General features: G+C 67.8%; 19 protein-coding genes. 9 read left to right on the forward strand and 10 right to left on the reverse strand.

The genetic code is table 11. The features are described from left to right. The first annotated feature begins 111 nt into the window (after positions 1–111). Positions 112–570, forward strand: a complete 459-nt coding sequence (fer, locus tag V0Z78_RS05120; RefSeq protein ID WP_336343549.1) for a ferredoxin Fer — start codon at positions 112–114, stop codon at positions 568–570. 25 nt (positions 571–595) lie between these two features. Here the strand turns inward: fer and V0Z78_RS05125 are convergent, their stop codons facing one another. The 3 genes from V0Z78_RS05125 to V0Z78_RS05135 all read right to left on the reverse strand — a co-directional run bounded on the left by V0Z78_RS05125 (position 596) and on the right by V0Z78_RS05135 (position 4,072). Next, on the reverse strand, positions 596–1,336 hold the full coding sequence (locus V0Z78_RS05125; RefSeq protein ID WP_336343550.1) for a HEAT repeat domain-containing protein: 741 nt from the start codon (positions 1,334–1,336) through the stop codon (positions 596–598). 73 nt (positions 1,337–1,409) lie between these two features. Next, entirely contained in the window at positions 1,410–3,128 is a 1,719-nt protein-coding gene (locus V0Z78_RS05130; RefSeq protein WP_336343551.1) for a pyrroloquinoline quinone-dependent dehydrogenase, read from the reverse strand. A gap of 26 nt (positions 3,129–3,154) precedes the next feature. Continuing rightward, the gene (locus V0Z78_RS05135; RefSeq protein ID WP_336343552.1) at positions 3,155–4,072 is read right to left on the reverse strand and encodes a hypothetical protein; all 918 of its coding nucleotides are present in this window, start codon (positions 4,070–4,072) and stop codon (positions 3,155–3,157) included. Positions 4,073–4,255: 183 nt separating this feature from the next. Between V0Z78_RS05135 and V0Z78_RS05140 the strand changes: the two genes are divergently transcribed. Further along, a complete protein-coding gene (locus V0Z78_RS05140; RefSeq protein WP_336343553.1) occupies positions 4,256–5,428 on the forward strand; it encodes a hypothetical protein in 1,173 nt (390 codons plus the stop codon). A 3-nt stretch (positions 5,429–5,431) separates the two neighbouring features. Here the strand turns inward: V0Z78_RS05140 and V0Z78_RS05145 are convergent, their stop codons facing one another. After that, positions 5,432–5,860, reverse strand: coding sequence for a VOC family protein (locus V0Z78_RS05145; RefSeq protein ID WP_336343554.1), 429 nt, complete (start codon positions 5,858–5,860; stop codon positions 5,432–5,434). Between the two features lie 96 nt (positions 5,861–5,956). On the opposite strand from V0Z78_RS05145, the gene V0Z78_RS05150 reads away from it, so the two are divergent. Continuing rightward, the gene (locus tag V0Z78_RS05150) at positions 5,957–7,618 is read left to right on the forward strand and encodes an aldehyde ferredoxin oxidoreductase family protein (RefSeq protein WP_336343555.1); all 1,662 of its coding nucleotides are present in this window, start codon (positions 5,957–5,959) and stop codon (positions 7,616–7,618) included. 2 nt (positions 7,619–7,620) lie between these two features. On the opposite strand, the gene V0Z78_RS05155 is transcribed toward V0Z78_RS05150, so the two are convergent. Beyond that, on the reverse strand, positions 7,621–8,025 hold the full coding sequence (locus tag V0Z78_RS05155; RefSeq protein WP_336343556.1) for a cupin domain-containing protein: 405 nt from the start codon (positions 8,023–8,025) through the stop codon (positions 7,621–7,623). 84 nt (positions 8,026–8,109) lie between these two features. On the opposite strand from V0Z78_RS05155, the gene V0Z78_RS05160 reads away from it, so the two are divergent. The 3 genes from V0Z78_RS05160 to V0Z78_RS05170 are packed head-to-tail and all read left to right on the forward strand — an operon-like array spanning position 8,110 to position 10,963. Next, complete coding sequence (locus V0Z78_RS05160; protein WP_336343557.1) at positions 8,110–9,009, forward strand: ABC transporter substrate-binding protein; 900 nt, start codon at positions 8,110–8,112, stop codon at positions 9,007–9,009. Beyond that, positions 9,006–9,995, forward strand: a complete 990-nt coding sequence (locus V0Z78_RS05165) for an ABC transporter substrate-binding protein (protein WP_336343558.1) — start codon at positions 9,006–9,008, stop codon at positions 9,993–9,995. The genes V0Z78_RS05160 and V0Z78_RS05165 overlap by 4 nt, the downstream gene beginning before the upstream one ends. Next, on the forward strand, positions 9,992–10,963 hold the full coding sequence (locus tag V0Z78_RS05170) for an ABC transporter substrate-binding protein (protein WP_336343559.1): 972 nt from the start codon (positions 9,992–9,994) through the stop codon (positions 10,961–10,963). The genes V0Z78_RS05165 and V0Z78_RS05170 overlap by 4 nt, the downstream gene beginning before the upstream one ends. Positions 10,964–11,023: 60 nt before the next feature. On the opposite strand, the gene V0Z78_RS05175 is transcribed toward V0Z78_RS05170, so the two are convergent. Continuing rightward, the gene (locus tag V0Z78_RS05175) at positions 11,024–11,143 is read right to left on the reverse strand and encodes a C2H2-type zinc finger protein (protein ID WP_336343560.1); all 120 of its coding nucleotides are present in this window, start codon (positions 11,141–11,143) and stop codon (positions 11,024–11,026) included. 251 nt (positions 11,144–11,394) lie between these two features. Between V0Z78_RS05175 and V0Z78_RS05180 the strand changes: the two genes are divergently transcribed. The 3 genes from V0Z78_RS05180 (at position 11,395) to V0Z78_RS05190 (ending at position 15,610) form a co-directional block, all read left to right on the forward strand. Next, complete coding sequence (locus tag V0Z78_RS05180) at positions 11,395–12,105, forward strand: potassium channel family protein (protein WP_336345163.1); 711 nt, start codon at positions 11,395–11,397, stop codon at positions 12,103–12,105. 205 nt (positions 12,106–12,310) lie between these two features. Next, positions 12,311–14,248, forward strand: coding sequence for an aldehyde ferredoxin oxidoreductase family protein (locus V0Z78_RS05185; RefSeq protein WP_336343561.1), 1,938 nt, complete (start codon positions 12,311–12,313; stop codon positions 14,246–14,248). A gap of 54 nt (positions 14,249–14,302) precedes the next feature. Then, a complete protein-coding gene (locus V0Z78_RS05190; protein ID WP_336343562.1) occupies positions 14,303–15,610 on the forward strand; it encodes a glycoside hydrolase family 68 protein in 1,308 nt (435 codons plus the stop codon). 11 nt (positions 15,611–15,621) lie between these two features. Here V0Z78_RS05190 and V0Z78_RS05195 read toward each other — a convergent pair whose 3' ends face one another. The 4 genes from V0Z78_RS05195 to V0Z78_RS05210 all read right to left on the reverse strand — a co-directional run bounded on the left by V0Z78_RS05195 (position 15,622) and on the right by V0Z78_RS05210 (position 20,840). Continuing rightward, positions 15,622–17,748 (reverse strand): GH32 C-terminal domain-containing protein, encoded by a 2,127-nt coding sequence (locus tag V0Z78_RS05195; protein ID WP_336343563.1) that lies wholly within the window; start codon positions 17,746–17,748, stop codon positions 15,622–15,624. Between the two features lie 282 nt (positions 17,749–18,030). Then, positions 18,031–18,432 (reverse strand): hypothetical protein, encoded by a 402-nt coding sequence (locus tag V0Z78_RS05200; RefSeq protein WP_336343564.1) that lies wholly within the window; start codon positions 18,430–18,432, stop codon positions 18,031–18,033. Between the two features lie 16 nt (positions 18,433–18,448). Further along, positions 18,449–18,784, reverse strand: a complete 336-nt coding sequence (locus tag V0Z78_RS05205; protein WP_336343565.1) for an amphi-Trp domain-containing protein — start codon at positions 18,782–18,784, stop codon at positions 18,449–18,451. A 226-nt stretch (positions 18,785–19,010) separates the two neighbouring features. Further along, complete coding sequence (locus V0Z78_RS05210; RefSeq protein ID WP_336343566.1) at positions 19,011–20,840, reverse strand: DEAD/DEAH box helicase; 1,830 nt, start codon at positions 20,838–20,840, stop codon at positions 19,011–19,013. Positions 20,841–20,842: the final 2 nt, after the last annotated feature.

The following is a 20,842-nucleotide window of genomic DNA, read 5'->3' on the forward strand; positions in this document are numbered from 1 at the left end:
AGGACGCCGATCCCGTGTCGGCGCCGGACGCTCGCTGCCGGCCGAGCACCATCCGCGTATCGTACATCATCGTCCCTCAGGTATATGTGTGTTAGCGTCGTTCACGGATGCATGGACATCGAGCTCCCGGCGGTCCGATCGCACGCCGAATCGGAGGCCGAGGACCGGCCGCCGTCGACCGTCGAGTACCTCGACTACCGGACGATCGAGGAGAACGGCTGGGACCTCGAGGACGACGACCTCTTCGAGAAGGCCGCTGCCGCCGACCTCGAGAAGAGCGAGTACGGCGTCATCGAGGCCGACCGCAACGAGTCCCTGCTCCGGACCGCCGAGGAGAACGACCTGAAGTGGCCGTTTCAGTGCCGGTCGGGATCGTGTGCGATGTGCACCGCCGTCCTCAAGGAGGGCGAGGCGGAGATGGACGTGAACCTGTTTCTGGAGGACGAGGAGGTCGAGGAACGCGGAATGCGCCTGACGTGCACCTGCCGGCCGAGGAGCGACGAGGTCCGAATCGTCTGTGGCGCGATCAGGATGGAGTACGTGCGGGACGTCGCCCAGAACCGGGGGTGAACCGGGGGTTCCGACCGACTCGAGTCTACGTGTCGTCCTCGACCACCGAACGGAGCGTCCGTGCGGCCTTCGTCGTCTTCCCGTCGTGGTTCCAGGGTTGGGCGTCGGTCCGCCGTTCGATCCGCTCGATCCGTTCGAGCGTCCGTTCGGGTGATTCAAGCGCCGTCGGATCGACTCTCGCGACCGACGCGACCGCCGAGGCGGCACACCGGCGGACCCGAGGGTCGTCGTCGTCGAGCGCGCGCTCGTAGGCCCCGACCGTCTCGGGGAACCGGGCGGGATCGGCGAGGACCGCGGCGGCGAACACCGAGAGGACGGCGGTTCTGATCCGCGGGCTGGCCGCCGAAGAGAGCGCCGCGGCGGGTTCGTCGGCGACCGAGACGGCCCCGGGAAACCGCTCGCCGATCCGGGCCAGCCCGCGGATCGCGGCCATCCGAACCGCCGGTGCGTCGTCCGCGAGCAGCGCGGTCAGCTCCGGTACCGCCCTCACGACCGACGTAGGGGTCGCCTCGGCCAGTTCGGCGAGGCCGACGGCGCCCGACAGGCGAAGCGAGCCGTGCGGGTCGGCGAGCAGCGCGATCAGCGCGTCCGAATGCGGCTCGACGAGCCGGGGATCGTGTCGGGCCGCCGTCCGAAGCGCCCTGCCGGCGTCGACCCGATCGTGGGTGTCGGTCGCGTCCAGACGTCGGTACAGCCGCTCGGCGTGGTCGGCGATCACGTCGGGGTCGTCGCTCACCAGCCGTTCGAGCGATTCGTGATCGCTCATCCCTCGACTCCGCCGACCGGCTCCGAGGACGTGAGACGAACGTTCGCGCGGACCGACGGGGCCGGCTGGATCGTCACTCGCCGAGCGAGAACACCACGAGCCGGTCCCCGCGAGGCCCGCGGCCGACGAACCCGCTGCCGCCGACCTGGATCGCGACGTACTGCTTCTCGGTGCCGGGATCGTACCAGCTCACCGGGTCGCCGCTGACGGCCTTGTCGCTGACGTCGAACTCCCAGAGACGCTCGCCGTTCTCGCCGTTGTACGCGATCATGTTCCCGTTCTGCGTGCCGGCGAACAGCAGGCCGGTCGCGGTGGTCATCGTCCCGCCCCAGAGGTAACGGTCGCTGTCGATCCAGTCGCGCCACGCCACCTTCCCCGTCGCGGGGTCGACGGCGACGATCGCGCTGATGTGGCCGTTGTACTCGTCGGGGATCAGCTCCTCGTCGGGTTCGACGTCGACGATCCCGCCCCAGAACTTCTCGCCGGGGTTGTACTCCTCGTTTCGCCAGTAGATCTCGTGGGGCGTGTTGAGCGTCTTATGATAGCAGAGGCCAGTCTCCGGGGAGTAGGCCGGCGGCTGCCAGTCGTGGCCGCCGAGCAGCCCCGGCAACATGACGTAGTCGCGTTCCTCCTCGACGTGGGGGACCATCGTCATCATGTTGACCTGCTGGGTCATGGGCTGGCCCCGCACGAGGAGCTTCCCGGTGTCGGGGTCCATCGTGTAGGTCCAGGAGGTCTTCCCGCCGTTGTAGACGACGTCCTGCTTCAGATCGAGGTGGTCGATCTCCAGGTCGCGGATGATCATCCGCTGGTGGGCCGAGTCGTAGTCCCAGATGTCGTGGGCGGACTCCTGGTGGACCCACTGGATCTCGCCGGAGTGGGGATCGACACAGAGCGTCGAGCAGGTGTTGCGGTTCGGGCCCGGTCGGACGGTCCCGTTGAAGTCCGGGCTGGGGTTGCCGACGTTGTAGTAGAGCAGTTCGCGTTCGGGGTCGAACGTCGCCGTCATCCAGTTGGTCCCGCCGGACTGCTTGATGCTGTCGCCGACGTACTCCTCCTCGGGGCAGTTGTTGAGCCGCCAGAGCTCCTCGCCGGTCTCGGCGTCGAACGCGCAGTGGAAGCCCCGGACGCCGAACTCGCCGCCCGCGCTGCCCGTAAAGAGCATCCCGTTCCAGACGATCGGTGCCCACGTCGCCGAGTACCCCTCCTTGTGGTCCGCGGTGCTCGCGTACCACACCTCCTCGCCGGTGTACCGGTCGAGCGCCTGCACCCCTGAATCCAGCGACGTCATGTAGATCTTGTCGTTCCAGACCGCGACGCCGCGGTTGTTGTCGTCACAGCACAGCACCGCGTCGTCGGGAGCGGCGAACGTGTAGCTCCAGAGCACCTCCCCCTCGCGGGCGTCGATCGCCTTCACGTGGCTCGGGCCGTTGGTCTGGTACATGATCGGCGGGTCGCCCGGCACGATCAGCGGGCTTCCCTCCATACTGGAGTTCGCTCCCACCTCCATCTCGTACTCGAGCTCGAGGTCAGCGACGTTCTCCTTCGTGATGGTGTCGCAGGGTGTGTAGCGGTGGGCCTCGTAGTTCTTGGAGAACATCAGCCAGCTCTCGGGGTCCTCGCCGGACTCGTCGAGCATCTCCTGGGTGACGTCGAACCGGGGGATCCGGTCGGTATCGGTCTGATGGAGAACGGACTCGTCGGGTGCGTTGAACACCTGATAGCCCAGCTCGGTCTCCTCGACGATCGTGTCGCTCGCGGCCTTGATTGCCTTGTCGTCCTCGATTGCCATTGTAGTGTCTCCTCTCCGTTGGTTCGTTATCTCGCCCGGCTGGGCGCGCGTTTCTCCTCGGTGATCCAGAAGACGTCCTTCATCATCTCCTCCTGGCTGACGATCAGTGTCGCCGCACCGGCGGTCAGTGCCGCGGTTAGCTGGGCGTTCGTGAGCGAGGCCTCCTCGCCCGCCGCGATCCCTCGAGCCGCCCGCGCCATCAGATACAGTCCGCCGAGCATCTCCTCGGCGTGCCAGTTGGCGTCGTCCAGTATCGTCTCCGTGATCAGGATCTCCTTCCGCCAGAGGTGTTCGTCGAGCGCGTTGAGCCACAGCAAGGCCCCGCCCATCGCGCGCTGGTGCAGCGGCGGGACGTAGTCGACGTTGAACTCGACGCCGTCGGGGATCTCCCTGGTCGGCGTCCACCGCGAGAGCCGCGTGTTGTTGTTCACCACGTTCATCATCATCGCGGTGCGCTCGTGGTCGTCGAATCCACACTTCTCGAGCGCCTCTGTCAGCGGCTCGGCCTGGACGAGTTCGTGGGCGGTGTGTTCGACGTGCTCGGGCGTGAACGCCGGCAGGTTCGCCTCCACGCTCTCGAAGAACCCCACCTCCTCGAGGTGGTCGTAGACGAGCCAGAACGGATCGAGGAGCTCCCGATAGAGCTCCTCGGCACCCTCCTCACCCCGCGGGACGCCGACCTCGCGGATCGACGCCAGTCGTTCGAACCGTCTCGGCATCTCCTCCAGTGCCTCCTCCAGAAGCTCGCCGGCGAGTTTCCCCGAGAGGTCGCTCCGGATCGCCTCCCCCATCGAGACGAGCTCCGGAGCGGTCTCGGTTCGCACCTCCGCCCGGATCTCATCGAGTGTCGGACCGTCGCCGCCCGTCGGCCGATCGTACCCGAAGGCCGACGCCAGCTCCCGTCGGTCGTCGGACGTGAGCTCCGGTGTGTGTCTTTGTGACATTACCCACGGACATCTTAGGATCGTTATGTAATAGTGGTTTTATAATGAACAACAATTGCCTCTATCGGTGGTCGACAACTGACGAACAGCGCCCTCCGAACCGGGTCGATGGCGAACTCGGGATCGACCGGGGACGAGGGGCCGCCACATTGGATTGATTACCGTCATCGGCGTACGTCCGCCATGAACGAGCTCGACTACGCGCTCGATACGGTCGACGAGGCGACTTTCGAGGACCTCGCCGCCGCGTTCCTTCGCTCGCGGGGCTACCGGACCAGGGAGATCGGCGTCTCGGACGCGCTCGAGAACTGGAACGCCCGCGTGGCGATGCGCGTCCGGTCCGGAATCGCCCACGCGAGCGTCGCCGAGGACTGGCAGGAACAGCTCCGATCGGACGCAGAGGAGGTGAAGCGACTGGAGGAGGAGAGCGACGAGCGCTACCACCTCTTCGTGTTCGTCACCAACCAGGACGTCAGCGGTCAGCAGGAGTTCGACATGGAGGACGAGATCGCCGAGGAGTACGGCTGGCGGCTCAGGCTCTACCACCGCCAGGACCTCCTCGGCGAGATCTACAACCACGTTCCGGGGCTGGCGAAACACCACCTCGACGTGAACTTGGGGTTCGACACGGACCACCTGGCGAACCTCGAGGAGCTCCTCGCCGAACGGCTGAACGCCATTCAGGAGCGCCGCGGGGAGGCCACCGACCTCGATCCGGGGCCGACGGTGGCGGTCCACGTCGTCCCGAACGGGGTGTTCTCGACGCGAAAGACCCGCTCGACGGCCGACATCCCTGATCCGAGCGTCCTCGCCGGATCCGGCTCGCCGGCGGTGGACGCCCGGGGGAAGCTGAAGGTCGCCTACGACTACGACGACTCGCTCGCTTATCGGGGGTACGCGCTGCTTCGGAACGACGGCCTCTACGAGTCGGTGACGACCAGGCTCTTCTCCGAGTCGGACGGACTGACGCTGCGTGCCTCCGTCGAGGACGACCGCCCGGGACTCGACGCGGCCGTCGTCGTCGCGATACGGGACGCGCTCGCGCACCTCCGAAGCATGGGCTACTCGGCGACGGCGTCCGTGTGGATCTCGGTACTGGACGCGTCGGACGCGAGGCTCGACCCCGGGCCTGTCGAGCGGTCGTCGGTGTCCTCGCCCGCGCTCGGCGTCGACAGATACAGCACGGAGGCGGTGACCGCCTCGATCGCCGACCGGGAGTTCGCGGAGATCGTAGAGGATCTCGAACCGGCGCTCTCGGAACTCTGGCGGGAGTTCGGTTACGAGGCCGGGACTCGAAACGTCGAGGACGGCGAGTGGACCGGCGAGGGCGCGAGCGGTGACCTCCCGTTCCCCTGACGCTCACTCCACGTCGTCGTGGGTGAGCAGGTCGCGCTCGACGCCCGCCGGGAGGGGATCGTAGGTGATCACCTCGAGGAGGTTGCCGTCCGGATCGAGGAAGTAGAACCCCTCGAACTCGCCCCAGTCGTACGGCCCCTGTTTGGGGAACTGATCGTCGAGGATCTCGATTAACGCCTCGTAGCGGTCCCGATCGGTCGCGAACGCGACGTGTGCCTTATCGAGCGGGTGCTCGAGACCCGTTTCGTCCCAGCCCTCGGCCCGACCGGTCTCGGCGAGCGTGACGACGGTCTCGCCCGCCCGGAACATCGCGTGCTCGCCCTGGAAGTCGCTGGGCGGCCGGACCAGTTCGAGTTCGAGGCGATCCCGGTAGAACTCGTAGCAGGCGTCCAGATCGTCGACGTCGACGTTGATGTGGTCAACGGCGTCCATACGATGGGATACGAACGTCGATACAAAGGGGTTTCCCGGGGTCTCGACGTCGCGGCCGGGATAGCTTTATCCCCGGACGGCCGCTCAGTCGAGCCGATGCGCCACGCCGAGGGACCGCTGCTCACGGTGGACCTGAGCGACCGAACCGTCGACGAGACGGGCTGTAGCGACGTTCTAGGGGCCTTCATCGGCGGACGCGGGGTCGGGACGAAGCTCGCATACGACCGGCTCCCGTTCGACGCCGATCCCCTCGGAGAGGAGAACCGGCTGTTCCTCACCACGGGCCCGCTCCAGACCTCGCGAACGAGCTTCACCGGCCGCATGAGCGCCACCGCCCTCTCGCCGCTGACGGGCGGGCTGCTCTCCTCGAACGCCGGGGGCTTCCTCTCGCGTAACTTCGCCGCGACGGGCTACGCCGCCGTCGAACTCGTCGGCGCGAGCGACGAGCCCGCGGCGATCCACGTCCGCGACGACCGCGTCGAGTTCGAACCGGTGCCCGGACTCGAGGGCGCGCTCGTCTCCGAGGTCACCGAGTACGTACGCGAGACCCACGGCCTCGACGCCGAGCACGTCGCCTGCGTCGGGCCGGCGGGCGAGAATCTCGTTAGGTTCGCCTCGATCATGACGAGCGAGCACCGGACGTTCGGTCGCGGCGGACTGGGCGCCGTGCTCGGCTCGAAGAACGTGAAGGCGATCACCTTCGACGGCGATCTCGAGCCATCGGTCGAGCTTCCCGACGCGGCGACGGAGATCCACCGCGAAGCGGCGACCGCCGATCACGTGATGAAGCGCCAGGGGACCGCCGGCCTGACCGCGTTCGCGAACGAGGTGGGGGCGCTTCCGACGCGCTACTTCTCCGAGCTCTCGTTCGAGGGCGCCGGTGAAATCGACGGCGACGCGGTCGAGACGAGGAAGGTCGGGAAGGGGACGTGCTCGCAGTGTGCGTTCGCGTGCAAGCTCCCCACCAGGGACGAGAGAACGGGTCTCGAGACCGAGGGACCGGAGTACGAGACGGTGATGGCGTTCGGCTCGAACGCCGGCGTCGGCGATATCCGGGCGGTGATGAAGTCGAACGACCTCTGTGACGAGTTCGGGCTCGACACCATCTCCTGTGGCGACGTCGTCTCGGCGTATCTCGCGAGCGAGGACCGGTTCGGCGACGCCGATCTCGTCCACGAGACGGTCGAACGGATCGCGTACCGCGAGGGTATCGGCGACCGGCTGGCCGAGGGGATCGACCGCGTCCACGAGGAGCTCGGCGTGGAGAACTGGACGGCCAAGGGGATGGAGTTCGCCGCCCACGACGGCCGGGCGCTCAACGGCCAGGCGCTCGCGTTCGCGACGGCCAACCGGGGGGCGGACCACCTCTACGGCAGCATGTACACCCACGAGTACCCCCTCGTCTCCCCCGACGCGGCGTTCGATCCCGAGGGGTTCGAGGGAAAGCCCGAACGGTTAGTGAGAAAGGAGAACCACAACGCTCTGCTCGACTCGGCCATCGTCTGTCGGTTCTCGCGCGACGTCGTGAGCGAGGATCGGCTCGCCGCCCTGCTCGATGCCGACTACGAGGCGCTGCTCGCGGTCGGGGAACGGGTCGTGGACCTGGAGCGGCGGTTCAACAACGAGCGAGGTTTCGACCGCGTCGACGACTCGCTGCCCTACGACCTGCCGGGGTTCGAGGCGGCGCTCTCGGAGTACTACTCGATGCGGGGATGGGGCGACGACGGTACCGTCCCGCCCGGCCGGGTCGACGGATAGTCTCAGTCGTCCGACTCGGCCCGCCCGGGTTCGACCTCGGATTCGGCGTTGGTCTCGGTCTCGCGAGCGGCCGTTCCCCAGTCGGGCTCGGAGCGCGGCGGGCTGAGGACGCCGACGCCGACGGCCGGCTCGTCGCCGCGGTTCTCCGCGCCGTGGAGCTCGTCGCTCATGAACGCGTAGGAGTCGCCCGGCCGGAGTTCGCGCTCCTCGTCCTCGAGAACCGCGGTGAGCACGCCGCTGACGACGAACCCGATCTGCTCGTTGTGGTGGCGGTGGGCCGGCAGCGTCGCGCCGGGCTCGATGCGCCAGAACTTCATCGAGCTCCGCGCACCCGTCGCGAGGTCCGCGAGCCGGACGCCCTCGACGACCTCGTCGAACTCCCGATCGGGTTCGGTAACGTGCTCCATGAGTGTACGTAGCAACGGCGTGGTGGCGGCGACTAATAAAGGTTTAGCGTTAACGTTTATTAGGGTTCGCCCGCAGGCGGTAGTATGGCAGGCGATACCAGGGTACGGCTGTTCCACCTCCCGTTCTCGTTCATGCTGCCCCAGCGGGTCGCGAGCGAGCGAGGCTACTTCGCAGACGAGGGACTCGACGTCGAACTCGTCGAGCGCGACCGGGAGGACGTCGACTGGAAGTACATCCCGGCCGAGGAGACGCTCACCGGAGATCACGGCGTCGACCTCTACCCGATCTGTAAGTGGGAGTCGATCAAGCGGACCTGGGACATGAACGACGGCCACGTCGTCGCGAAGGGGACGTTCGCCGACCAGCCCTACACGGTCTACGTCCGACCCGAGAGCGGGATCGAGTCGCCAGCGGATCTGGCGAACGTCCCCGTCGGGGTGAACGAGCGGACGGGACAGGAGTACACCGTCGTCCGGGCGCTCGAGGAGCACATGTCACCGGAGGACGTGGCGATCGAACACCAGGGGATGCCCACCGACCGGCTGCGCGCGCTCCGCGACGGGGAGTGCGAGGCGATCTCGCTGCTCGAGCCCCAGAGCACGCTCGCCGAACACCTCGGCTTCGAGCCCGTCCTCGAGTTCGAGAACCACATGGGGATCGTCGGCGCGACCGACCTGGAGGGCGAGGCCCTCGAGGCGTTCATGCGGGCGTACGACCGGGCGGTGCGGACGATCAACGACGAACCCGACGCCTTTCGCGACGACTACCTCTCGATGCTGGAGATGGACGCGAAGGTCGCGCCCGATCTGTTCGAGGCGGTCGACCGCGGGGAGCTGCTCCGGGAGATCGAGGTCCCGAGATACGAGGCGCCCGAGCCCGCGGATCGCGAGGAGATGAGCGCCCACCTCGAGTGGATGAAGCGCCGACAGCTCATCGACGGGACCGCCGACGTCGACGTGATCGTGGGACCGGCCGTCCAATGAGCATCACCGATCAACAGGCGGCGATCGACGCCGTCCACGACGATCGAGAGGGACTGCCCGTCATGCGGGCGCGTTTCGAACACAACGGTAGTCCGCGGTACATGCTCTATACGATGAAGCGTCTGGGGCTCGATCACGAGCACGGCTTTCACCTCGACGTCGAACTCGTCTCGGACGCGCTCGAGGGCGGCATGGAGACCGTCGAGGCGCGTCTCCAGGACGGCGACGCCGACCTCATCGACATCGACTACATCTCGACCGCCCGCGAGCGCGCCGAGGGTGCGGGGATCGTCGCGATCCACCCCTACGGCCGGACCGTCGGGGGGCTCGTCGCGCCCGACGACACGGAGATCGAGGGACTCGAGGACCTCCCTGGCCACCGGATCGGCGTCGTCCGCCGGCTCGACAAGAACTGGATCCTGGCGCGGGCGGCGTGTCGCGAGTTCCACGGCTTCGACCCCGACGTCGAGGCCACGCCGGTCGAGGCCGGCTCGAAGGTCGGGCTGACCGAGCTGCTCCACGACGGCGAGGTCGACGCGATTCTCCAGTTCTGGCCGATCGTTCCCGAGATCACCGAACGGGGGCCGTACCACGAGGTGTTACCGGTGTCGCGGCTGGTCCAGCGGCTCTCGGGCACGGACAACCGCCTCCCGATCTCGACGTTCCTCACGAGCGAGGAGTTTCTCGCGGAGAACCCCGAGACGGTCGAGGGGTTCAGAGGGGCGTACCGCGACGTGGTCGACCGTCTCGTCGAGGAGGACGAGCTCTGGGAGGCGGTCGGCGAGAGGCTGATGACCTACGACGACCCCGCCGTGGTCCGGGCGGTTCGGGACGGCTGGCGCGACATGGTCGTGCGCGACTGGGACCGCGAGACGATCGAAGGGATGGAGCAGCTGTTCGATCACCTCCTCGACGTCGCCGGCGCCGACGCGCTCGGCGTCGACCGCATCCCCGAGGGGACGTTCAGGCTGGAGGTCGACCCATGAACGAGGTCACGTTCCAGCTCAACTGGGAGCCTAACGGGTTCCAGGCGCCGTACTTCCTCGCGCGGGCACGGGGCTACTACGAGGAGGAGGGCCTCGACGTACAGTTCGTCGAGGGCCACGGCTCGCCGTTCGCCGCCGAGCAGGCCGCACGCGGCCGCGCCGACGTCGGGCTGGCCGGGGCGAGCGCCGTCCTCGCCAAGCAGAGCGAGGGGTTCGAGCCGCTCGCGGTCGCGGCGGTGACGAAGAAGACCCCGGCCGCGGTCTACACCCTTCGAGACGTCTTCGGCGAGCCGCTCGAGGACCCCACACAGCTCGCCGGGCGGACGGTCGCGCCCTCGGCGACGAAGACGCGCATCCTCGCCGCCCAGTTCCTCGAGGACGCCGGCGTCCGCGACGAGGTCGAGCTGCTGGACGTCGACCCCAACACGCACCACCGCGTCCAGCACAAGCTGCTCGACGGCTCGGTCGACGCCGCGGTCGGCGTCGTCACCAACGGACTGGAGCTCGAGCGCGAGCACGACCGGATCGCCGACGAGCTCCCGATCGGCGAGTACCTCGGCGTCTACGGGATGACGCTCGTGACGAACGCGGAGTTCGCGAACGAGAACGCGGGGACCCTCCGGGGCTTCCTCAGGGCGACCGCCCGCGGGTGGGCAGCGGCGACGGAGGACCCCGACGCGGCGGTCGACGCGCTGATCGAGCGCAACGCGACGCTCGAGCGCCGTCGGTGGATCGAGACGCGGAAGTTCGAGGCCGCCGCGAACGACCTCCAACTCACCGAGCACGTCCGCGAGGACGGCTGGGGGGCCCACCGCGAAGAACGGTGGCGGCGGCTCGGCTCGATGCTCTCGGATACCGACCTGCTCGACGGACCGATCGATCCCGACTCGGTCTGGACCAACGCCTATCTCGATCGCGAGTCCGAGATCGTTCGCGGCTACGCCGACCGGATCGGCCGAGTCGGATAGCACCGGTCCGCGCCGGCTCACCCCGTCGATCCTTCGGCCGACACGATCCGGCGGTTACGGCTATCCGTCGTCCTTCTCTCCGTTCTGATGGCCCATCCCGTGATCCTTCAGCTCCCGCTGGGTCTCGAACCGCTCGCCACAGAGCGGACAGACGAAGGGTTTGCCGCCTCTCTCTCCCATCCGTATCGATCACTCTACCGATGACCGCCGCGGACCTTGTCTCTGTCGTCCGGACTCGACGGCACACGGTGGAACCGCCGATAGGTCGCGATCGCCACTCCCTCGAACGCGGTTCGCGGGGCCCGAGCGGTATAGTCCGTCGGCCGTAGGATTGCGTCCTTCAGTAGCGTTTTATCACGTCACCGTGTGTACCGACCGTGACCCCGAGTATCGTGGGTTTGGTTACCAATCGCGTGCTGCTCCGGCGTGCGATGCTGCCGCTCGCGGCCTTCGGGAGCGTCGTCGTCGCGGGCGTCGTCGGGTTCAGCGTTCTCGCCGGCGTCGGTACGATCGAGGCGGCGTTCTGGCTCATCGATCCCACGAGCCTCGATCTGTACTTCGATCGGGAGGGCGGACCGGAGACGCTGGCGAAGGCGTACGCCATCGTCGTGACGGCGGGGCTGGTGGTTACGGGGCTCTGGATCGGCGAGACGGTGCTCTCCACCGCGTTCGGCGGTCACATTCAAGACCAGTTCAGACACATGCAAACGGATCGAACCATCGACGGGCTCGAGGACCACGTGATCATCTGCGGGCACGGCATGTTCGGCCGGACGATCACGACCCGGCTCACCGAAGGCGGAGACGACGTCGTCGTCATCGAACTCGAGGAGGCGGAGTACGAACGCGCTCGCGAGGACGGGCGGTTGGTCGTAGAGGGCGACGCACGTCGCGAGACGACGCTTCGGGAGGCGGGAATCGAACGAGCACGCACCGTCGTGACGGCCATCGACGACTCGAACGCGAACATCCAGGTCGCCATCCTGGCCAGCCAGATCGCGCCGACGGTCCACCTCGTCGTCCGGGTGGGCGACGAGATGTACGAGCCGTTGGCACGACGGGCGGGCGCCGACGAGGTCGTCATCCCCGAGGTGGTGAGCGGCGAGCAGGTGACCGAGACGCTGGAGCCACCCTCCAGGTAGTCGGCGTCGAACCGGGTGTGCAAGCCGAACGGTGCCTCCCGACGGGCGTCCATCCCGGCGAGAGGCGTTCCGGAACGGACCGTCCGATCGGTCCTACGTCGCGACCGGGGGTGTCGCTCCGCTCCGGAGGGAGTAACCGAATCTCGTTACACTTCCACGGTAAGAACTAACATAAGCCGTCCCCTAACAACTATCAGAGATTGTCATGACTGATTTGGGCGGCTTTCAGAACCACCTCGCACGCATCGACCTCACGGACGGCGACGTCACCTACGAGGACGTCGACGACGAGGACGCGAAGAAGTACATCGGTGCTCGCGGCCTCGGCGTCAAACACGTCTTCGACCAGGGTCCGGACGTCGATCCCGAGAGTCCGGAGAACCTGCTGGCGTTCATGAACGGCCCCCTCACGGGAACCCAGGCCGTCATGAGCGGACGCATCGCCATCTGTACGAAATCGCCGCTGACGGGCACCGTCACCGACAGCCACCACGGCGGCTGGTCGGGCGCCCGGCTCAAGTGGGCCGGCTTCGACGGCCTGCTCGTCGAGGGCGAGTCCGACGAACCGGTCTACGCCTACGTCGAGGACGGCGAGGTGGAGCTGCGCGACGCCTCCCACCTCACCGGCAAGGGCGTCCACGAGACCCGCGACGAACTCGGCGAGGAGCTCGACGGCTCGTTCGGCAAGAACATGTCGATCATGGCGATCGGTCCCGGCGGCGAGAACGGCGTGAAGTACGCCTGCATCATGAACGAGGACGACCGCGCCTCGGGCCGCGGCGGCACCGGCTGCGTGATGGGCAACAAGAACCTCAAGGCAGTCGTCATCAAGTCCGGCACCAAGATGCCCAAGCCCGCCGACCAGGAGACGTTCATGGAGGGCCACCAGCAGGCGATGCAGGTGATCCAGGAGTCCGACGTCACCGCGCCCAACGAGGGCGGGCTCTCGATGTACGGCACGAACGTCCTGATGAACATCACCGAGGAGATGGACGGCCACCCCACGAAGAACGGCCGCTACACCTCGGGAATCTCCTACAACAACGAGGAGCAGGGCGGCGAGACCGTCATCGACGCCGAGCGCATCAGCGGCGAGAACGTCCGCGAGAACATCCTCGTCGACGAGCCGACCTGTCATTCCTGTCCGGTCGCGTGTAAGAAGGAGGTCGAGGTCCAGACGATGCACAAGGGCGAGGACATGAACGTCCGAATGGAGTCCTTCGAGTACGAGTCGGCGTGGGCGCTCGGCACCAACTCGCTGAACGACGACCGCGACAAGATCGCGGTGATGATCGACCGCTGTAACGACCTGGGGATCGACACCATCGAGACGGGCAACATCCTGGCGATGGCGATGGAGGCCACCGAGAAGGGCTACCTCGACGACCTCGGCGAGGGCATCGACTGGGGCGACGAGGAGGAGATGATCGAGATGATCAAGCGGATCGGCAACCGCGAGGGCGAACTCGCGGACATGCTCGCGGAGGGCCAGGAGGGCTTCGCCGACGAGATCGACGGCCACGACTGCCGCCTCGACGTGAAGGGCCAGTCGATTGCGGCCTACGATCCCCGCTGCATGAAGGGGATGGGCATCGCGTACGCCACCTCGAACCGCGGGGCGTGCCACCTGCGCGGCTACACGCCCGCCGCGGAGATCCTCGGCATCCCCGAGAAGGTCGACCCCTACGAGTACGAGGGCAAGGGCGAGCTGACGGCGACGTTCCAGGACCTCCACGCGATCTCGGACAGCTTCGACATCTGCAAGTTCAACGCCTTCGCGGAGGGGATCGAGGAGTACGTGCTCCAGTACAACGGGATGACCGGCCTCGACGTCAGCGAGGACGAGCTGATGGAGTCGGGCGAGCGCGTCTACAACCTCGAGCGCTACTACAACAACCTCGCGGGCTTCGACGGGAGCGACGACTCCCTCCCGGAGCGGTTCCTCGAGGAGGGCGGCATGCCCGGCCAGGGCGCCTCGGAGGGCGAGTACTGCGAACTCGACGAGATGAAGGAGGAGTACTACGAGCACCGCGGCTGGGTCGACGGCGTCGTCCCGGACGAGAAGCTCGAGGATCTCGGCATCGACGTCGGACCCGGCACCGGCGTTTCAACCGGTGATTCGCCGGCGCCCGCCGACGACTGACCCCGACGACGCGATAGCGCAACGGTTTTTTTTGCGATCCACGCAGTTCGAGGCATGAACCCCGACGGAGCCATCGGCGTGCCCGGAACGCCGGCGTGGACCCGCGAGCAGGCAACGCGGGTCGAGCGAACCGACGACGTCGTCGCACCGGTCATCTACCCGCCTCAGGAGGACGACGCCCCGGACGTCCACGGCTGGGACACCTGGGTGCTCCGCGAGCGCGACGGCACCATCGCCACGGTCGACGGCTGGCGTGTGATTCTCTCGCTCACCGCGCCCAGCGACATGCTCCCCGGTAAGCGCCACGACGTCGCCGAGATCCGCTACTTCTACTCGCGGGACGGGAAGAACTGGATCGACGGCGGCCCCGTTTTCGACCGCGAGAACTGCCTCGGCTCGCGTCAGTGGGCCGGTTCAGCCCTGCTCGACGACGACGGGCAGGTGTACGTCTTCTACACCGCGGCCGGACGCGCAGTCGAGGAGGAGCTCTCCTATCACCAGCGCCTCGCGGTCGGTGCTGGCGGGACCGTCGAGACGGACGCCGACGGTCTCTCGATCGAGGGCTCCTGGGAGCACGAGGTCCTCGTCGAGCCCGACGGCGAGCGCTACGAGCGCGAGGAGCAGTACCGCGGGATGATCTACACCTTCCGCGACCCCTGGTTCTTCGAGGACCCCGCGACCGGCGAGACCTGGCTGCTGTTCGAGGCGAACACGCCCGTCCCGGAGGGGAGCGACGTCTGCGGCGGTGATCCCGTTCAACAGGAGTTCAACGGCAGCATCGCCACCGCCCGCTCCGAGACGGGCGACCCGACCGACTGGACCCTCGAGGATCCGCTGCTCGACGCCGTCTGCGTCAACCAGGAGCTCGAGCGTCCACACGTCCTCGTCCGCGACGGTCGGTACTACCTCTTCTTCTCGAGCCACGACCACACGTTCGCGCCCGGGCTCGAGGGATTCGACGGGCTCTACGGCTTCGTCGCCGACTCGTTTCGCGGGGAGTACCGGCCGCTCAACGGCTCGGGACTCGTCGTCACCAACCCGGCGAACGCGCCCTACCAGGCGTACTCCTGGCTCGCCTTCCCCCACGGCGAGGAGCTGCTCGTGAGCGGCTTCTTCAACTACTACGACCTGGGACCGCTCACGATCGACGACGTCGGCCACCTCCCGCGCGAGGAACAGCTCGCGAAGTTCGGCGGCACCCTTACGCCGACGCTGCGTCTGCGGCTCGAGGGCGACCGAACGCGGATCGTCGGCACGCTCGAACACGGTCACATCCCGCTCGAGGACGAGAAGCTCCCGCCGCTGGACCACGACCGCGTCGGCGACCGCACCGCCGACGATCGGTACCGCCGCCGGTTCTGAGGCCGCCCCCCTTACTCTCCTGCCTCCCACGCCGAGCCGAGCTCCCAGATCTCGAACTCCTCGAACACGGCGCTGCCGCCGCGTGCGTACGCCGAGAGGCCGTCGCTGTCGGGCCGTGTCGGGTAGACGCGCGTCGAGAGACAGCGTCGCTCGTTGACGAACAGTTCGAGGGTCGAGCCGTCGAGAAACGCGCGCAGTTCGAGCGGTCGCTCGAGGTCGTCGATCGCCATCCGCCGGGGGTCGCTCGCCGCGGACTCGTCGAGGCTCGAAGTCTCCCGGTCGACGATCAGCTCCTCGTCGGTGAGTCTGATGGGGGTGCGTTCGACGTCGTCGGGCGACTCGAAGACGCCGATCCCCGCCTCCTCGGCGTCGCTGTGGAGCGTCGCACGCAGTTCGAGCGATCGCCCGCGAACGTCGAACTTTCGTTCCTCGTCGGCGACGTCGAGGTCGACGTGGCGGGCATGCGAGCGACGAAGCGCCTCGAGTTCGGGCGCCGGACGCTGTCTGAGCTCGCCGTCCTCGGCGAAGAGCTCGCGGGGGATCGAGAGCGTCCCCGACCAGCCCGCCTCCCACTGGGTGCGTTCGTCGCGCGTCTCGAGGAGCCACCCCCACAGCAGGTAGCGGTCGTCGCCGAACAGCGACTGGGGGGCGTAGAGGTCGCCGTGATCGAGCAGTGCCCGCTTCTCGGCCTCGAACCGGCCGTCCTCGACGCTGCCGAGGAAGTAGATCACGTCCTCGTAGTTCGAGACGTGGAGCAGCCTCGTCTCCCCGAGGTCCAGCAGTTCCGGACACTCCCACATCCCGCCTGCGCCCTCCCAGTCGCCGACCAGCAGCGGCCCGGCGTACTCCCAGTCGCTCAGCGTCTCGCCGGTGTAACGGAGCACCGCTCCGCCCTCGCCGTCGATTCCCGCGCCGATCAGCTGCTGCCAGCGGCCGTTCTCGTGCCAGACGCAGTGATCGCGGAACTCCGCCTCCCAGTGGTCCGAGGCGATCACCTCGAGATCCGCGGGTGGCTCGGGGATGATGGGGTTGTTCGGGTCCTTCTCCCACGTTCGCAGTCCGGGGTCGGACGTGGTCGCCCGGCAGGGAAGCTGGCTGCGGCCCCGACCCCCCGTGTACAGCAGCGTCGGGGTGCCGCCGTCGTCGATCGCACAGCCCGACCAGCAGCCGTCGCGGTCGGGGCCGTCGGGCGAGGGCGAGAGCGCAACCGGTTCGTCCTCCCAGTGGACGAGGTCGTCGCTGACGGCGTGGCCCCAGTGAATCGTTCCGTGCATCGGCCCGCCAGGGTTGTACTGGTAGAAGACGTGATAGCGGTCGTTCCACTCGATCAGCCCGTTGGGGTCGTTGAGCCAGTTCGCGGGCGGCGTGAGGTGGTACCGTGGCCGCAGCGGATCGTCGGCGAGGCGTTCGCGCATCGCGCTCAGCCCCTCGCTCGATCGCGGCTCGGGCGTTCCGACGTGATCGCCGCGCGCGAGCACCGCGAGCAGGCTCCCGACCAGCCGGGAACGGTTGGTCGCCGGCTCCCCGTCCGCGGGGTCGTCGAACGCGAGCGCGCTCCCGGCGCCCAGCACCGACCCCTCGCCGACCGTCCAGGAGACCAGCGGCAGCCGGTGGAAACCGTCCTCCTCGCCGCGGATCGCCCCCGCGAGCGGCTCGCCGCGGTCGGGCAGGACCGTTTCGTAGCGGGCGTAGGGAGCTTCCCGGCCGGGTTCGCAGGTCGGAACGCGAAGGCCGTCGAACTCGTCGAACGCCGTATGGTCGGCGTAGAGCGACTTCAGCAGATAGCCCGTCGGCACCTCGGCCTCCTCGACTCCGGTCGCGTCGGGGGCGATCGAGTCGACGCCGAGCTCCGGAACGGCAGAGAGGGCACGCAGGCTCAACAGGAGGCCGCCGCCGCGCTCGACGTATTCGTGGATCGCGTCGGCGGCGGCGCCGATCTCGGGCTCCTCGAGGGCGGCGTCGCGGTGCCACCAGAGCGCGTCGTACCGGTCGAGGTCGATGCTCCCGCTCGCGACCTCCGGGAGCGACACCCGTTCGACGACGGGGGCGACGGCCGTACACCACTCGTGGGCGGCGCGTTGTTCCGGGGAGAGGGCGGCCGCGTGGAGGAATCCGATACGCACGGCGGAGTCGAACATCACCCACGCTTGCACCCAGCCGGATAAAACGGGTTTGATTGGATCCTTTGGAACTCTCCGAACGTGATGGCCTCCGCGTGTCGAGAGACCCGGGACGGAGATCTGGTACGAGGGACGCGACCCGATAGCGGGGATCGAAGCCAGAGGTCGGTTTCATCGAGCCGTCTCACAGGCTCGCCCGGATGACGCGTCGGACGCCGTCGACGCCTGCTCGACCGACGGAAGGGGGTGATCGCAGCCGCGGGAGGCCGATGGAGCCGCGACGTTTTCGGGGAGGCGGTTCTATGTGCCCGGGACGCCCAGCGCTTCGGGCGTGATAATGCCGAGGGTGTTGAGCGCGAAGAGGATGAGGATGGCGACGATCCAGGCGATGAGCCCGATGCCGATCGCCGTCCCCCAGCCCCCGGGGTACTGCAGGTTGATGACGCCGATCCACACGAGGAGCATGAGGAGCGGACCCAGCAGCGGGATCCAGCCGACGAAGAACCCCACCAGGGTGTACACGATCGCCCCGATCAGCGCGGTGACCGCCGCCCGGAGGAAGCCGGTGTCACGGTCGATCATCACCTGGGCGCCGAGGTGGATCGCCGCCGTACCGATGAGCAAACTGACCAGAAAGACGAAGACGGCACTGATGATCGCCTCTTCGTTGCCGTTCGCCTGCAGGAGGACGCCGCTGATCATGCTACTAGACTGGCCATCATCGATCCGTTTCGAGTCCGGACCCTGTTCCCGTCTCGGACTCCTCCGAGTCCGGTTCCGACTCGTCGGCGGGCTCGGACTCGGCGGTGTCCTTCGCGGGATTCCACTTGAACTCGAGGGTCATCTCCTCGACGTTCTTCCGAAGACGGCGCGAGCGTTCGGTCACCGTCGTCTCCGTATCGATGCTATCGGATGGCGACAGGTGAACCTCCTTGTTTCCGACCGGGATCGCGACGACGCCCCGTCCCGAGTCCAGTTCGTCGGCGATCGACCGAAGAAACTCGGCCGTCTCCGCCCGCGTCATGCTCGTGTCGTGAGTCGTCGTTTCGGCCATAGTACCACTTCTCACTTTTAGGGACGAACCAATGAAGATTGGGATCCGAACCTCGATCGGCGCCGCTCTCCACATCGTCCGCGAGCGATCAGCGCGTCTCTCGCTGATCGAGTCATTCGCCACGGCTTCAAGGAACCCGGTAGTAGGGACGCGTATCCCGTTCAGCACGCTACTTCCGTCGACCGACGATGGTTTGCAGTTTTCACGACGGTCGTTCGATCCACGCTCAGGACGATTCGCCGTCCGCGTTCGCGTTCGCGTCGACGTCGCTCTCCATCACGTGGATCCCCTTCGACTGGAGGTGGCGTACCTGCCTCCGGGCGAACTCCTCCTCCTCGGTGCCGCGGGTGGCGAGGACGTACATTCGAGCGCCGCCGACGGGGCGCATCGTTCGTCCGGCACGCTGGGCGCCCTGGCGGCGAGAGCCGCCGAGCCCGGAGGCGACGATCGCGAGGCTGGCGTCGGGCAGATCGATCCCCTCGTCGCCGACCCGCGAGACGATCAGCGTGTCTCGCGCGCCGTGGCGGAACTCGGAGAGCAGGCGTTCGCGCCTCGCATACCGGGTCTCGCCGCTGAGGAAGGGGACTGAGAGCGCCTCCTCGTATCGCTTCCCCTGTTCGAGCCAGTCGACGAAGACCAGCGTCTTCTCCTCGTCGTGCTCGGAGAGCAGCCGGCGGATCTCCGGCAGCTTCCCGGGGTTCGAGGCGGCGGTCTGTCGGCGCTCGTGGCCCGTCGTGCTCGCGTACTCGCTCTCGGCCTCGTCGCTCCCCCAGGGAACGTAGCGGATCTCGACCTCGGGTTCGACGACGTAGCCCGCGTCGAACAGCGCCGACCAGTCGGTGCCGATCGGCGGACCGATCAGCGTGAAGATCTCCGCCTCGTCGTCGCTCTCGCGTACGGGCGTCGCCGAGAGTCCAAGGCGGTGTTTCGACTGCAGGTCGGCGCTTCGACGGAAGACGGGACTGGGGATGTGGTGGGCCTCGTCGTAGACGATCAGCCCCCAGCGGCGCTCGTCGAACAGTCGACGGTGGCGGTCCATCCCCGCCGTCTGGTAGGTGGCGATCGTCACCGGCCGTACCTCCTTCTCGCCGCCGTGATACTCGCCGATCTGCTCCTCGCCAAGCGAGGTGTTCGCGAGCAGCGACTCGCGCCACTGGGCGGCGAGTTCGCGGCTGGGGACCAGGATCAGCGTCTCGCCGCCGACGGCGGCCATCGCGCCCATTCCGGCGACGGTCTTGCCGCTTCCGGGCGGGCCGACGAGCACGCCCGCCTTCTGCTCTGTGAACCGCTCGACCCACTCGCGCTGGTAGTCCCGAAGTTCGAGACCGAGCGCTATCTCGAGGGGGTCGCCCGGATCGAGGTCGCGGTCGTCGCGAACGGGGTAGCCCTCGTCGTACAGCAGGCGCTTGATCTCGGCCTCGCTTCCCTCGACGACCCAGCTCTCGGTGTCCGAGATGGGCGCGTGGAGCTGGTCCTCGTCGAGCAGCCGGCGGGCGACGTTGCCCATCAGACTCGCGCTGTCGGCCTCGAGGACGGTGTAGCCGTCCTCGTGGGTCCGGAGGACGAACTGCCGGGCGCGCTTCCACTGGCGTTCGACCCACTCCTCGAGGCCGGGGTGGCGCTCGCCGAGCACCGCCCGCATCGCCGAGAGCAGTTCGCCGAGGTCGTCGTACGGCGCTCCCCAGACGTCCTCCTCTCGAATCCGATAGAGGTATCCCCCGGAGCCGCTCGTGTCGACGAGGTAGGCGAACTGCGAGAGGCGCGCTCGCGTGAACTGGTCGGGGTGCTCGACGACGAGTTCGCGGCGATCGGGGAAGGCGACGACGTGCTCGCGCGAGACCTGGCGGTTCCAGTCGACCGGGTACCAGACGACGGGGTCGCGTTCGACGTCGCGCCGACCCACCCGTCCCGCGTCCGTCAGTTCGGAGAGCCAGCGATCCGCCTCCTCCTGGGTGCACTCGAGCGCGCGAGCGACCTCCTCGGCGGTCACGACCGGGTGACCGAGCGCCTGGAGCGCGTCGTAGAACTCGTCGATCGATCGATCGGTCTCCGTCACTC

It is taken from the genome of Halalkalicoccus sp. CG83, from assembly GCF_037081715.1.
GTDB classification, from domain to species: domain Archaea; phylum Halobacteriota; class Halobacteria; order Halobacteriales; family Halalkalicoccaceae; genus Halalkalicoccus; species Halalkalicoccus ordinarius.

Coding starts and splice junctions, on each gene's coding strand:
- V0Z78_RS05140 (WP_336343553.1), top strand. CDS start 4,256: ATGAACGAGCTCGACTACGCGCTCGATACGGTCGACGAGGCGACTTTC.
- V0Z78_RS05160 (WP_336343557.1), top strand. CDS start 8,110: ATGGCAGGCGATACCAGGGTACGGCTGTTCCACCTCCCGTTCTCGTTC.
- V0Z78_RS05170 (WP_336343559.1), top strand. CDS start 9,992: ATGAACGAGGTCACGTTCCAGCTCAACTGGGAGCCTAACGGGTTCCAG.
- V0Z78_RS05150 (WP_336343555.1), top strand. CDS start 5,957: ATGCGCCACGCCGAGGGACCGCTGCTCACGGTGGACCTGAGCGACCGA.
- V0Z78_RS05180 (WP_336345163.1), top strand. CDS start 11,395: ATGCTGCCGCTCGCGGCCTTCGGGAGCGTCGTCGTCGCGGGCGTCGTC.
- V0Z78_RS05145 (WP_336343554.1), bottom strand. CDS start 5,860: ATGGACGCCGTTGACCACATCAACGTCGACGTCGACGATCTGGACGCC.
- V0Z78_RS05205 (WP_336343565.1), bottom strand. CDS start 18,784: ATGGCCGAAACGACGACTCACGACACGAGCATGACGCGGGCGGAGACG.
- V0Z78_RS05135 (WP_336343552.1), bottom strand. CDS start 4,072: ATGTCACAAAGACACACACCGGAGCTCACGTCCGACGACCGACGGGAG.
- fer (WP_336343549.1), top strand. CDS start 112: ATGGACATCGAGCTCCCGGCGGTCCGATCGCACGCCGAATCGGAGGCC.
- V0Z78_RS05185 (WP_336343561.1), top strand. CDS start 12,311: ATGACTGATTTGGGCGGCTTTCAGAACCACCTCGCACGCATCGACCTC.
- V0Z78_RS05155 (WP_336343556.1), bottom strand. CDS start 8,025: ATGGAGCACGTTACCGAACCCGATCGGGAGTTCGACGAGGTCGTCGAG.
- V0Z78_RS05195 (WP_336343563.1), bottom strand. CDS start 17,748: ATGTTCGACTCCGCCGTGCGTATCGGATTCCTCCACGCGGCCGCCCTC.
- V0Z78_RS05190 (WP_336343562.1), top strand. CDS start 14,303: ATGAACCCCGACGGAGCCATCGGCGTGCCCGGAACGCCGGCGTGGACC.
- V0Z78_RS05165 (WP_336343558.1), top strand. CDS start 9,006: ATGAGCATCACCGATCAACAGGCGGCGATCGACGCCGTCCACGACGAT.
- V0Z78_RS05130 (WP_336343551.1), bottom strand. CDS start 3,128: ATGGCAATCGAGGACGACAAGGCAATCAAGGCCGCGAGCGACACGATC.
- V0Z78_RS05125 (WP_336343550.1), bottom strand. CDS start 1,336: ATGAGCGATCACGAATCGCTCGAACGGCTGGTGAGCGACGACCCCGAC.
- V0Z78_RS05175 (WP_336343560.1), bottom strand. CDS start 11,143: ATGGGAGAGAGAGGCGGCAAACCCTTCGTCTGTCCGCTCTGTGGCGAG.
- V0Z78_RS05200 (WP_336343564.1), bottom strand. CDS start 18,432: ATGATCAGCGGCGTCCTCCTGCAGGCGAACGGCAACGAAGAGGCGATC.